Source organism: [Acidovorax] ebreus TPSY, assembly GCF_000022305.1.
GTDB lineage: Bacteria > Pseudomonadota > Gammaproteobacteria > Burkholderiales > Burkholderiaceae_C > Diaphorobacter > Diaphorobacter nitroreducens.
This window is the reverse complement of record NC_011992.1, coordinates 1,935,557-1,948,789: the sequence shown is the minus strand read 5'-3', so window position 1 is coordinate 1,948,789 and position 13,233 is coordinate 1,935,557. Positions and strand designations below refer to the sequence as shown.

Sequence of the window (13,233 nt, the reverse complement as noted above, 5' to 3'; positions counted from 1 at the left end):
CCTCAGTGCGCGGCGCCGCCCACCTGGGCGCCGGGCTTCACGCGTTCCAGCAGCGCCAGCATGGCGGCTTCGATGCGCTGCAGCGCGGCGTCGGTGTGGCCCTCGAAGCGCAGCACCAGCACAGGCGTGGTGTTGCTGGCGCGGATCAGGCCAAAGCCATCGGGCCAGTCCACGCGCAGGCCGTCGATGGTGCTGATGCGGGCCGGCGCCGCAAACGCGTCGGCCGCCAGCGCCTGCAACTCGGCCGTCAGGCGATGGGGCTCGCCCTCCTCGCAATGCACGTTGAGTTCGGGCGTGGAATGGCTCGTGGGCAGGGCGTTCAGCACGGCGCTGGGGTCGGCATGGTGGCTCAGGATCTCCAGCAGGCGGCAGCCTGCATACGTGCCGTCGTCAAAACCGAACCAGCGTTCCTTGAAGAAGATGTGGCCGCTCATCTCGCCGCCCAGGGGTGCGTCCAGTTCTTTCATGCGTGCCTTGATGAGCGAATGGCCGGTCTTGTACATCTGCGGCTGGCCGCCCGCGGCCTCGATGGCGGGCGCCAGGCGCTGCGTGCACTTCACGTCGAACAGGATGGGTGCGCCCGGCACGCGCGAGAGCACATCCTGGGCGAACAGCATCATCTGCCGGTCGGGGAAGATGTTCTGACCGTCCTTGGTCACGATGCCCAGGCGGTCGCCGTCGCCGTCGAAGGCCAGGCCCAGTTCGGCGTCGCTGGTCTTCAAGGCCTCGATCACGTCGCGCAGGTTGTCGGGCTTGCTGGGGTCGGGGTGGTGGTTGGGGAAGTTGCCGTCCACCTCGGAGAACAGCTCAATCACCTCGCAGCCCAGTGCACGGAAGATGCCGGGCGCCGACGCGCCGGCGATGCCGTTGCCGCTGTCCACCACGATTTTCATGGGCCGCGCGAGCTTCACGTCGCCCACGATGCGTTGCACGTAGGCGGGCAGCACGTCCTCATGGCGCACGTGGCCCCCTTCGCGCAGTTGCCAGCTCTGCTGCTCCATGGTGCGGCGTAGCTGCTGGATTTCCTCTCCGTAGATCGCGCGGCCGGCCAGCACCATCTTGAAGCCGTTGTAGTCCTTGGGGTTGTGGCTGCCCGTGACCTGGATGCCGCTGGCGCACAGCGTGCTGGCCGCGAAGTACAGCAGGGGCGTGGTGCTCATGCCGATGTCGATGACCTCGACGCCCGCGTCCACCAGGCCCTGGATCAGCGCGGCCGAGAGCGCGGGGCCCGACAGGCGCCCGTCGCGTCCCACAGCCACCGTACGCTCGCCTTGCGCGAGTGCGGCGGTGCCAAAGGCCCGGCCGAGGGCGCGGGCCACGTCGTCGTTGAGCGTGCTGGGCACGATGCCGCGGATGTCGTAGGCCTTGAAGATCGCGGGAGAAAGCTGCACAGGGGATTCCTTGGAGATAAGGGGCTGGACCGGGAGGTCCGCCGTCCAGGCAAGGCCGGCAGGAAGGCCGGCAGAAAGGTCGGAATTGTAGGCCCGGTCCAGGCGCGCACCTGTCAGCCGGGGACCCAACTGAGGCCGGCTAGGCGCATGTCCGAAAACGGCCAGTAGAACGGCTGCGCGTGCCTATCATGGCCCCATGCCCGACGTTCTTCATTCCCCTGCTCCACCCGCCAGCACCGCCTCTGCGGCCGACGACGACGAGGCCCGCTACCTGGCCCTGCGGGCCCGGGATGCGCGTTTTGACGGACGGTTCTTCACCGGCGTGACCTCCACCGGAATCTACTGCCGTCCCGTCTGTGCCGTACGCACGCCCCGGCGCGAAAACTGCCGTTTTTTCACGCTGGCGGCGCAGGCCGAGAGTGCCGGCTTTCGCCCCTGCCTGCGCTGCCGGCCCGAGCTGGCGCCGCAGGCGCTGGCCTGGTCGGTGCAGGACGCATCGGGCATCCTCGTGCGCCAGGCGCTGCGGATGCTGGATGCGCCGCAGTCCTGGGGCGCGTGCGAAAGCGGCGCCGTGGTGGCGCAGCTGGCCGCGCGCCTGGGCGTGAGCGACCGGCACCTGCGCCGCATCTTCGAGGCCGCGCTGGGCATCTCGCCGTTGCAGTACCTGCAGACGCGCCGGCTGCTGGCGGCCAAGCAGTTGCTGACCGATACCGATCTGCCCGTCACCCAGGTGGCGCTGGCCAGCGGCTTTGCCAGCGTGCGCCGCTTCAACGCGGCTTTCAATACCCACTACGGACTCAATCCCACCCAGTTGCGCCGGCAAGGCGCCGCATCCGATGGGGTACAGGCAGGCGCTCGAGCGGTGCGTCTGGGCCTGCGCCCGCCCTACGACACGGCCGCGCTGATGGGCTTTCTGGCGGCGCGGCAGATCCACGGCATGGAGAGCATCCGCACCGGGCCGGGGGCGCAGGTTCTGCGCAGAACGGTGCGGCTGGCAAGCGCGGGCACCGTTTTCACCGGCTGGCTGGAAGCCGGCTTCGATGACGGGCGCCCCCAGCTGTGGCTGCGCGTCAGCGACGGCCTGCAGCCCGTGCTGCCACAGCTCATCGCGCGGGTGCGCGCATTGTTCGACCTGGACGCGGACCCGCAGGCCATCAACGCGGTGCTGCACCCCTCCTTCCCGGAGGGCGACGGCCTGCGTGTGCCGGGCGCGTTCGACGGCTTCGAGCTGGCGGTGCGCGCCGTTCTGGGCCAGCAGATCACGGTGGCCGCCGCGCGCACGCTGGCGCAGCGGCTGGTGGAGCGCTTTGGCGAGCCCATCGCCACGCCATGGCCGGACCTGCATCGGCTGTTTCCCACACCGGCCGCTCTGGCCGGGGCAGAAGGGGACGCACTGGGCAGCCTGGGCATCGTGCGCCAGCGGCAGGCCGCCATCGTGGCGCTTGCGCAGGCCGTGGACGCGGGCACGCTGCTGCTGGATGCCAGCGCCGACGTACCCGCCACGCTGGACGTGCTGCGTGCGCTGCCCGGTATTGGCGACTGGACGGCGCAGTACATCGCCATGCGCGCCCTGCGCTGGCCCGACGCCTTTCCGGCCGGGGACGTGGCGCTGCACAAGGCACTGGGCGTGCAGGGCCAGCCGCAACCCGCGCGCGCCGCCACTGAAGCAGCGCGCGCCTGGCGCCCCTGGCGCAGCTATGGCGTGCTGCGCGCGTGGAGTGGTTTGGCTCTGGCGCTATCAGACCAATAGCTGCCGGCGCTGGGTACGCCTGCGCAAAAGGCAAATTTCGCGTTTAATGAAGGATTCACCATGCAATACCCCCGCGACACCGTGCAAAGCCGCATCGCAACGGCCCTGGGCGACGTGCGCCTGGCCGCCAGCGCGAAAGGCCTGGTCGGGCTCTGGTTCGACGGCCAGCGCCACCAGCCCGCGCAACTGGATGCCGCACCCGTGTGGCCCACAGACGATGCCCATCCCGTGCTGCGCGCGGCGGCCCAGCAACTGCAGCAGTTTCTGCGGGGCGAACGCACGCGGTTCGATCTGCCGCTGGACCTGTCGGGCGGCACACCCTTCCAGCAGGCCGTGTGGCAGGCGTTGCTGGCCGTTCCGCACGGCGCCACCACCAGCTATGGCGCGCTGGCACGCCAGATCGGCCGGCCTACCGCGGTGCGTGCCGTGGGCGCGGCCGTGGGGCGCAACCCCCTCAGCGTCGTCGTGCCCTGCCACCGCGCCGTCGGCAGTGCGGGCGCCCTCACCGGCTACGCGGGGGGACTGCCGCGCAAGAAGGCGCTGCTGGCGCTGGAGTCGGGCCCGCAAGCCCGCGCCGTTCCCTTCACCCCTCTATTGAATTTCGCATGACAGCACCACACACGAGCGCTGAGGCCCTCTCCCCCCACGCGCCCGCCTGGGTGGGCGAGTTCGTGCTGCTGTCCAGCCTGTGGGGGGCGTCGTTCCTCTTCATGCGCCTGGGCGCGGCCGAGTTCGGCCCGCTGCCCATGGCCGGGCTGCGCGTGCTGATGGCGGCCCTGTTCCTCTGGCCCTTCCTGCTGCACCGGGGCGAATGGCCCGCGCTGCGGCGCCACTGGCGGCCCGTGCTGTTCGCCGGGCTCATCAACTCGGCGATCCCGTTCGCGCTGTTCGCCTGGGCGGTGATGCACATCGCCACCGGGCTGACATCGATTCTTAATGCCACGGTGCCGCTGTTCGGCGCGCTGGTGGCCTGGCTGTGGCTGGGCGACCGCATCAGCCGGCTGCGCTGGGCGGGGCTGGCGCTGGGCTTCGTCGGCGTGGCGCTGCTGGCCTGGCGCGCACCGGCTGGCGTGGGCGCCAGCGGCAGCCAGGTGGGCTGGGCCATTGCGGCGTGCCTGCTGGCGTCCACCTGCTATGCGGTGGCCGCCAGTTACGCACGGCGCTACCTGGTGGGCATTCCGCCACTGGCCACGGCCACGGGCAGCCAGGTGGGCGCGGCGCTCGGGCTGGCCCTGCCCATGTGGTGGGCCTGGCCCGCGCAGACGCCGAGCCTGCGCGCCTGGGCGGCCATCGCCGCCATTGCCGTGCTGTGCACGGGCATTGCGTACATCCTCTACTTCCGCCTGATTGCCAATGCCGGCCCCAGCCGGGCGCTGGCCGTGACTTTCCTGGCGCCCGTGTTCGCAGTGTTCTACGGCGCGGTGTTTCTGGGCGAAGCGGTCACGCCGTGGATGCTGGGCTGCGGCGTGATCATTGCGTGCGGCACGGCGCTCTCCACGGGGTTGGTGGGCGGCGCGGTGCGGCCGGGTACAAAGGCGCCCTGACGCGCCGCGGCAGGGTTTCACCCGACGCCCGCGGGTCCGCTGCGCGACGCGCGGCACGCACATGGACCGCCGGGCGCAATACACTCTGAAACATGTCACCTTGCGCCTTCGCCGTATTCCCTGCCGTTGCACGCATCCCCGGGCCGCGGCCCGCGGGCGCTGCGCCATTGCGCCAGGACGGCGGGGACCGCGGGGGCGACCAGCGCGCGGATGCACAGGAGGGATATGCCCACTGAGGTGTTCCTCTCCGGCATCGTGCACCTGCTGCTGATCGCCGGGGCGACCGCGCTGCCGCAACCCGTCCTGCTGCAACCCTCGCGCGGCGTGCGCATCGCGCTGGGCCTGGTGGCCGGGGCGGCGTCGACGCTGGTGGCCTTGCAGGGCATGCCGCTAGACGCGCCCGGGGTGGCGTACATCCACCCGCCCATCATCGTTTCCGCCGCGTTCCTGTTCGGGCCGTTGTGCGGTGGCGTGGCCGCAGTGGCTGCGCTGGCCAGCGGCTGGCTGGACGCGCCGGCCCACTGGGGCGCCATGATCAGCCTGTCCGCGGCCTGTTGGCTGATGGGCTGCCTGGCGTGGCTGCTGGGGCGCTCGACACGCTTGACGGCGATATCGCTGGTGGTCGCGCTCACCGTGCTGGTGCCGCCCGCGCTGCTGCCCTGGACCGAGACGGCCAGCGCCCTCGCTGCGCAGGAGGGATCGGCCCCGTGGCAGGGCATTCCCTGGCGCTACGCCTTCGGCGTGGTGGCGCTGTGCGGCGCCGTCGAGCTGCTGCGCGCGCGGGCCCGGTCGCTGCAGACGCTGGGACAGCACGAGGACGAGCTGCTGCGCGTGCTCAAGGCCTCGGGCGGCGGGCGCTGGGAATGGGATCTGCGCAACAGCCGCTTCACCTACCACGGGCGCTTTTACCGGGCTTTCGGTCTGGCCAACAGCCCCGACGACGAGGACTTCACACCGCTGCGCGCCTTCGATGTGCGCGAGTCATGGCAGCGCTGGAACGCCCGGCGCCACCCCGACGACCGCGAGCGCCTGGGTGCGTACCTGCAGCGCGTGCAGGACGGGCTGGAAGAGAGCTTCCATGCCGAGTCGCGCATGCGCGATGACGAGGGCCACTGGCGCTGGGTGGTCTCGCGCGGGCACGCGGTGGAGCGCGACTCCGCCGGCCGGGTGCTGCGCATGGCCGGCATTGACCTGGACATCACCGAGCACCACGAGATGCGCGACGCGCTGCGCGTGTCCGAAGCCAAATACACCACCGTCTACCAGACGCTGCCCGACGCCGCGGGCATCACCCGCCTGTCCGACGGGTGCTACCTGGACGTGAACCCTGCGTTCGAGCGGTTGCTGGGCAAGCCGCGCGACCAGATTTTGGGGCGTTCGTCCATGGAATTGGGCGTGTGGGGCGACACGCAGGAGCGCGCCCGCCTCACCGAGGCGCTGCGCAACCAGGGCGAGGTCCGCGGCCTGCCGATGACGGCGCTGCGCGACGGCGCCGAAGTGCCGGGCCTCATGTCGGGACGGGTGTCGCGCATTGAGGGCGAGGACTGCCTGGTCTTCGTGTTCCACGACATGACGCAGGAGCGCCGTGTGCGCGATGAATTGCTCGCCGCCAACCGCCTGCTGCGCCAGGCGGGCTGGATGGCGCGGCTGGGCGTGTGGGAGGAAGAGCCGGGCAAAGGCATCACCTATTGGTCCGACGTGTGCTTCGACATCCACGGGCTGGACCCGGGCACGCCGCTGCCGCGCGACTATGTGCAGCAGTTCGTCGCACCCGTCTGGCGGGAAGCCATGCACGCAGCCCTGCGCGACTGCCTGCGCAAGCGCACTGTGTGGAGCCAGGAAATCGAGATCGTGCGCGCCGATGGGCGCCTGGTCTGGGTGCGCGTGCGCGGGGAGCCCATCATCGAGGGCGACCGCGTGGTGCGCGTGCGCGGCATCCTGCAGGACATCGACGAGCCGCGCCGCGCGGCGCAGCGGCTGCGTTCTTCCGAAGAACGGCTGGCGCGCATCTTCCAGCTGCTGCCCTACCCGCTGGGGTTCTCGCGCCGCGAGGACGGCACCTACCTCGACGTGAATCCGGCGTGGGAGCAGGCCCTGGGCTACACCCGCCAGGAAGCCGTGGGGCGCACGGTGGTGGAACTGGGCATCTACTCCGCCCCCACCCGCGCGGCGCTGCTGGAGGCGGCGACGGCCGAAGGGCAGCTTGTGGGCTACGAGCTGGAACTGACCACGCGCGGCGGCGACAAGCGCACCGTGCTGCAGTCCATGAGCCCCATCGAAGTGAACGGCGAGGCCTGCTGGCTGTTCGGCCTGCACGACATCACCGAGCGCAAGCAGACCGAACAGCGCGTACGCGAACGCGAGGAACTGCTGTCGCTCACCATCGAGGCGGCGGCGCTGGGCCTGTGGGACTGGAACCTGCCCAGCGGCGAAGTCACGGGCGACGCGCGCTGGCGCGCCATGTACGGGCTGGCGCCCGTGGAGCCTGGGGCCAGCGCTGCCGTGCACTGGGCGTCGGGTATCACGCCGGAAGACATCGACGTGGTCACCCAGGAGCTGCAGCGCCACCTGCAGGAGCCGCACAAACCGTTCGACGTGACCTGCGAGGTGCTTGCCCCCCAGGGCGACGGCCGCTGGATCCGCAGCGTGGGCAAGGTGGTGGCGTACGACGCCGCCGGGCAGCCCGCGCGCATGGTGGGCATGTCCATCGACGTGAGCAGCCAACGCGCGCAGGAGCGGCAACTAGAGCGCATGGCCCATTACGACGCACTCACCGGCCTGCCCAACCGGGTGATGCTGGAGCGGCGGCTGCGCGCAGGCATGGAGCACAGCCGTGCGCGCGGCCAGCAATTGGGCGTGGCCTACCTGGACCTGGACGGCTTCAAGCCCGTCAACGACCGCTTGGGCCACGCGGCGGGCGACCGGCTGCTGGTGGTGGTGGCCGAGCGGCTCAAGCGCGCCCTGCGCCTGACCGACTCGGTAGCGCGGCTGGGCGGGGACGAGTTCGTGATCCTGCTGTCGGGCTTGGCCCATGCCGAGGAATGCGAGCGGCGCCTGCATACGGTGATGGAGAGCGTCGCGGCCCCGTACACGCTGGACGGCGAGCGCGTGCTGGTCACCGCCAGCATCGGCTACACCCTCTACCCCGACGATGAGGCCGACGCCGACACCCTGTTGCGCCACGCCGACCAGGCCATGTATGCGGCCAAGCAGGCGGGGCGCAACCGCTTCCATGGCTTTGACGCCGCCGAGGAGCGCGCCCGGCAACTGCGGCGCGAGCAGTGCGGCGAACTGCTGCGCGCGCTGCAGCGTGGCGAACTGACACTGTTCCTGCAGCCCAAAGTGGACATGCGGCTGGGCACCGTGGTGGGGGCCGAGGCCCTGGCCCGCTGGCAGCACCCCGAGCGCGGCCTGCTGTCGCCCGTGCATTTCCTGCACCTCATCGAAGGGCACACCGAGCTGCAGATGCGTTTTGGCGAATGGGTGGTGGACACCGCGCTGCAGCAGATCGCCCGCCTGATGGCACAGGGTCTGGAACTGCCCGTCAGCATCAACATCACGCCCGAGCACCTGCACCGCCGAGGCTTTGCGGACTGGATGGCGTTGCGCCTGGCGCAGCACCCCGCGGTGCCGGCGCGGCTGCTGGCCATCGAGCTCACCGAAAGCGCCGCGCTCTACGACATCGACCACGTGGCGCGGGAGCTGACCAGACTGCGCGCGCTGGGCATGCAGATCTCGTTCGACGACTTCGGCACGGGCTACTCGTCGCTGGCGTACCTGCGCCGCCTGCCCATGGACCACCTCAAGCTGGACCGCAGCTTCGTCGCCGGCATGCTGGGCGATGCGGGCGACCGGGCCATCGTGCAGGGCGTGATCGGGCTGGCGCACTCCTTTGGCTGCGGCATCGTGGCCGAAGGGGTGGAAACGGTGGAGCAAGGCCTGGCGCTGCTGCAGATGGGCTGCCACCACGCGCAGGGCTACTGCATCGCCATGCCCATGCCCGTGGAGCAATTCATGGACTGGGCGAAGGCCTGGCAGGCCCCCGCACCATGGCGCGCCACAAGCCAGGCCGCCGCGCCCGTACCACCGGCGGCGGCGATAGCCGCTTGATGGCGTATCGAATCAAGCAATAAAAAAGCTTCCAGCGCCCGTCCAACAAGCGCTGAAAGCTATTAAATCGATAGCAAATTCCTGCGCGTCAGCCCAGCAGTTCCTTGATTTGCTGCAGTGCCACGGGGTCTTCCATGGTGGTCAGGTCGCCCGTGTCGCGGCGCTCGGCCACGGCCTGCAGGGCGCGGCGCAGCAGCTTGCCGCTGCGGGTCTTGGGCAGCATCGTCACGAACAGCACGCGCGCCGGGCGGGCCACGGCGCCCAGTTGGGTATCGACCTGCTTCATCACCTCGCCTTCCAGCTTCAGGCGCGCGGCCTCGTCGGTGAGGCCCGAGGCATCGCGCGGCACCGCGAAGGCCATCGCGACCTGGCCTTTCAGCGCGTCGGCCACGCCCACCACGGCCACCTCGGCCACATTGGGGTGGCCGGCGATGCATTCCTCGATCTCGCGCGTGCCCAGGCGGTGGCCGGCCACGTTGATCACGTCGTCGGTGCGGCCCAGGATGAAGTAGTAGCCGTCGGCATCGCGGATGCCCCAGTCGAACGTGCTGTAGACCAGCCGGCCGGGAATGCTCTTCCAGTAGGTGTTGACGAAGCGATCATCGTTGCGCCACACGGTCTGCAGGCAGCCAGGGGGCAGCGGCCCCTCGATGGCCACCACTCCCTTCTGGTTGGGCTGGGTCAGCTCCTCGCCCGTGGCCTCGTCGATCAGCTGGACGTTGTAGCCGTACACGGCCTTGCCCGGGCTGCCGAAGCGCGAGGTTTGCTTCTGCACGCCGTTGCACAGCGTGAGGATGGGCCAGCCGGTCTCGGTCTGCCAGTAGTTGTCGATGATGGGCACCTGCAGCGCGTCGCTGATCCACTGCGCCGTGGGCTCGTCCAGGGGCTCGCCCGCCAGCCACAGCGCCTTCAGGCTGCGGATGTCGTATTTCTTCAGGTAGGCCGGGTCTTGCTTCTTGAGCACGCGCACCGCCGTGGGGGCCGAGAACATGTGCGTGACCCGGTATTTCTCGACGATGCTCCACCAGATGCCCGCGTCGGGCCGCACCGGCAGGCCTTCGTACAGGATGGTGGTCATGCCGGCAATCAGCGGGCCGTAGATGATGTAGCTGTGGCCCACCACCCAGCCGATGTCGCTGGTACAGAAATAGGTGTCGCCCGGCTGTGCCTCGAAGATGTGGCGCATGCTGGACGCCAGCGCCACGGTGTAGCCGCCCGTGTCCCGCTGCACGCCCTTGGGCTTGCCGGTGGTGCCGCTGGTGTACAGGGTGTAGCTGGGCTGCGTGGCGTCCACCCAGATGCAGGGCACCTGTGCATCCATGTGCCGCGCGCGCAGTGCCGCCCAGTCGTGGTCGCGGCCCGCGCGCATGGCGGCGGGCGCGAGGCCCCGGTCCACCAACAGCACGGCCGCGGGCTTGTGGGCCGACAGTTCGATGGCCTCGTCCAGCAGCGGCTTGTAGGGCACCACCTTGCCGCCGCGCGAGCCCGCATCGGCGCTCACGATCACCGTGGGCTCGGCGTCCTCGATGCGCGAAGCCAGCGACGACGACGCGAACCCGCCGAACACCACCGAATGGATGGCCCCGATGCGCGCGCACGCCAGCATGGCGAACGCCGCCTCGGCAATCATGGGCATGTAGATCAGCACGCGGTCGCCCTGGCGCACGCCCAGCGTCTGCAGGCTGGCGGCCATGCGCTGCACTTCCTGGTGCAGCTCGGCGTAGGTGTAGGCGCGCTCGGTATTGGTTTCGGTGGAGATGGCCACGAGCGCGTTTTGCAGCGGGCGCTCGGCCAGGTGGCGGTCCACCGCGTTGTGGCACAGGTTGGTGGTGCCGCCCACGAACCACTTGGCGAACGGCGGGTTGCTCCAGTCGCAGATCTGCTGCGGCGGCTGCTGCCAGTCGATCAGGCGAGCCTGCTCGGCCCAGAAGGCGTCGCGCTCGTCGATGGAGCGGCGGTAGAAGTCGGCATAGTCGGCGGCCATGGTGCTGTCTCCTTGGAATCCTCCGCGCCGACGTGGCGCGGGTCGGTGGTTATCCAAAATTCATAATTATTCATGCCGCGCTTGCGGGAAGCTGACGCGGTCGCAGACGCGGTCCTTGACGCGGCGCTCGCCGCACCCTCTACGCCCCACCTTTGCGCTTCACTATTCATAGCTGTTTGCGCTTGGTGGGTGTGCCTGAGAGGCCTATTTGACCAAGGCCAGCATCTCCTTGAATGCCGGGTGCTCGCAGCTGCGCAGCCACTCGAAGGCCACCATCTCGGTGGTTACCAGCTCGGCGCCGGCGCCGGCCAGTCGGTCGAAGGCGGCGTCGCGGTTGCGCTCCGTGCGCGAGCTGCAGGCGTCCGTCACCACCCATACCTCGAACTCATCCTCCAGCAGATCGAGCGCCGTCTGTAGCAGGCAGACATGGGCCTCGCAGCCGGCCACCACGATGCTGGCGCGCTCCGGCGCCTGGGGCTCGCGGCCCTTTTGCAGATGCTTGGGCAGGCTGCGCGCATTGCCGCCCTGGGGCTTGGCGGGCGGGCGCAGCCACTCGCCCAGGCCCTCCTCGGTGGCGCTGAAGTGCATCTTGGACAAGGTGCGCTGGCACAGCGCGCGCAACGCGGCGTCGTTGGGTCCCAGGCGCGAAGGATTCTGCTCCGTGCCCCACACCGGCACGTCCATCAGCCTGGCAATCTGCGCCAGCCTGCGCGCGTTGGCCAGTACGGCTTCTGCCTCGAAGATGGCGGGCATCAGGCGTTCCTGGTAATCCACGAGAACGAGTTGGGATTCGGAGGCGTCAAGCAGCATGGCGGTCATCGTTGTTCAGTCGGGCGGTCATTGTCGCAGGCGCTACGGGTAGCAGCGGGGCAACAGCGCGCAAGTTCCTCGTGCGCCGCGTGTCCCGATTCGGGCACAGGGGACGCCCCCTCGCAGCCGGTCCCGCACTGTGGCGCGTCCTCGCGCAGGCGTGTTCAACGTTGCCTCAGGCGCAGCAACTGCCCGTCCGGGCTGTCGGTGAGCAAGTACAACCAACCGTCCGGCCCCTGGCGCACGTCGCGGATGCGCGCGCCCAGGCCATCCAGCAGGTACTCGTCGCGCACCACCTGCGCGCCCTGCAGCTCCAGCCGGTGCAGCCGTGCGAACCTGAGAGAACCCACGAACAGGCTCCCCTTCCAAGCCGTGCCGTACCGGTCGCTGGTGAGAAAGGCCATCCCCGACGGCGCGATCGACGGCACCCAGTAATGCAGCGGCTGCTCCATGCCGGCCTTGGCCGTGCCCTCGCCGATCTTGCCGCCGCCATAGTTTTCGCCATAGGTGATCACCGGCCAGCCGTAGTTGCGGCCTGCTTCGGGGCGGTTGATCTCGTCGCCCCCTTGCGCGCCGTGCTCATGGATCCACAGCCGGCCGTCTGGCCCCCAGGCCGCTCCCTGGGGGTTGCGGTGGCCCCAGCTCCAGATCTCCGGCAGCGCGCCCGCGCGGCCCGCCAGCGGGTTGCCGGGCGCCGCGCCGCCCGTGGGCGCTATGCGCACGACCTTGCCCAGGTGGTTGTCCAGGCGCTGGGCGTCCTCCTTGCGGCCGTAGCGCTCGCCCAGCGTGAGAAACAGATGGCCGTCCGGCGCCTGCACGATGCGGCAGCCGAAGTGCAACTGGCTCGCCACCTTGGGACGTTGGCTGAAGAGCACTTTCACGTCCTGCAGCGCCGCCGCGTCCGGCGCCAGCGTGGCGCTGGCCAGGGCCGTGCTGTTGCCGCCGCCCTTCGGCGCGGGTTCGGTGTAGCAAAAGAAGATGCGCCGGTTGCGCGCGAAGTCCGCATCGGTGATCACATCCAGCAGGCCGCCCTGCCCGCCCGCTGCCACTTGCGGCAACCCGGCCAGCGGCGGCCCCAGGCGCCCGTCGGCCTCTACCACGCGCAGGCGGCCGGGCCGCTCGGTGACGAGGAAGCGCCCGCCCGGCAAGAAGGCCAGGCCCCACGGATGGCTCAGGCCCGAAGCCACTACCTCCGCCGACGCCTCACCGCGCGCGGGCACGGGGGGGACGGGTGCGACCTCCTGGGAAAGCGCCTCGCCGCCCGCCAGCATGGCGGCGCCGGTTAATGCTATGTTAATAATAGCTGTTAGCGCTCTTCCAGTATGGCTTGCAGGCACTTTTGGCACAGAGTTCATGGGAAAGATTCCTGGGATCAACCGTGGGTGCTGTCATGGTGCTGCGCCAGCGGGGCTGTATGCGGCACGCGGGGCTACGCGGAGGGCCATGGCGCCGCGTTGACACCGTGGCATGTGCATTGTGCGCGGCCGGGCCGCACAGGCAACCCCATCATTCAGCGAACCCGCACGCGGCGGCCCGCGCAGCCGGCAGCGAAGCGCCGGCCACTGTCCAGGCAAGAGCGGGGCCTTGGCCTACAGCCCGCTCGGCATGCTGCCTGACCACGCCATGCGCCGCCTGCCTAGCTGC

8 protein-coding genes are annotated in these 13,233 nt (G+C 70.0%); 4 read left to right on the top strand and 4 right to left on the bottom strand.

Annotated features, from left to right (window positions below):
- Window positions 1-2 precede the first annotated feature (2 nt).
- Window positions 3-1,391, bottom strand: a complete 1,389-nt coding sequence (locus tag DTPSY_RS09190) for a phosphomannomutase/phosphoglucomutase (RefSeq protein ID WP_015913355.1) — start codon at window positions 1,389-1,391, stop codon at window positions 3-5.
- A 196-nt stretch (window positions 1,392-1,587) separates the two neighbouring features.
- Between DTPSY_RS09190 and DTPSY_RS09185 the strand changes: the two genes are divergently transcribed.
- The 4 genes from DTPSY_RS09185 to DTPSY_RS09170 all read left to right on the top strand — a co-directional run bounded on the left by DTPSY_RS09185 (window position 1,588) and on the right by DTPSY_RS09170 (window position 8,795).
- Window positions 1,588-3,141 (top strand): DNA-3-methyladenine glycosylase 2 family protein, encoded by a 1,554-nt coding sequence (locus DTPSY_RS09185; RefSeq protein ID WP_015913354.1) that lies wholly within the window; start codon window positions 1,588-1,590, stop codon window positions 3,139-3,141.
- A 60-nt stretch (window positions 3,142-3,201) separates the two neighbouring features.
- Window positions 3,202-3,750, top strand: a complete 549-nt coding sequence (locus DTPSY_RS09180) for a methylated-DNA--[protein]-cysteine S-methyltransferase (RefSeq protein ID WP_015913353.1) — start codon at window positions 3,202-3,204, stop codon at window positions 3,748-3,750.
- On the top strand, window positions 3,747-4,685 hold the full coding sequence (locus DTPSY_RS09175; RefSeq protein ID WP_015913352.1) for a DMT family transporter: 939 nt from the start codon (window positions 3,747-3,749) through the stop codon (window positions 4,683-4,685). Before DTPSY_RS09180 ends, DTPSY_RS09175 begins: the two co-directional genes overlap by 4 nt.
- A gap of 225 nt (window positions 4,686-4,910) precedes the next feature.
- Complete coding sequence (locus tag DTPSY_RS09170; protein ID WP_015913351.1) at window positions 4,911-8,795, top strand: sensor domain-containing protein; 3,885 nt, start codon at window positions 4,911-4,913, stop codon at window positions 8,793-8,795.
- Between the two features lie 88 nt (window positions 8,796-8,883).
- On the opposite strand, the gene DTPSY_RS09165 is transcribed toward DTPSY_RS09170, so the two are convergent.
- The 3 genes from DTPSY_RS09165 to DTPSY_RS09155 all read right to left on the bottom strand — a co-directional run bounded on the left by DTPSY_RS09165 (window position 8,884) and on the right by DTPSY_RS09155 (window position 12,860).
- Window positions 8,884-10,779: a propionate--CoA ligase gene (locus DTPSY_RS09165; protein WP_011805259.1), complete on the bottom strand. Its 1,896-nt coding sequence runs from the start codon at window positions 10,777-10,779 to the stop codon at window positions 8,884-8,886.
- Between the two features lie 204 nt (window positions 10,780-10,983).
- The gene (locus DTPSY_RS09160) at window positions 10,984-11,589 is read right to left on the bottom strand and encodes an isochorismatase family protein (protein WP_041839017.1); all 606 of its coding nucleotides are present in this window, start codon (window positions 11,587-11,589) and stop codon (window positions 10,984-10,986) included.
- Window positions 11,590-11,753: 164 nt separating this feature from the next.
- Entirely contained in the window at window positions 11,754-12,860 is a 1,107-nt protein-coding gene (locus DTPSY_RS09155; RefSeq protein ID WP_041838836.1) for a PQQ-dependent sugar dehydrogenase, read from the bottom strand.
- Between the last annotated feature and the right edge of the window lie 373 nt (window positions 12,861-13,233).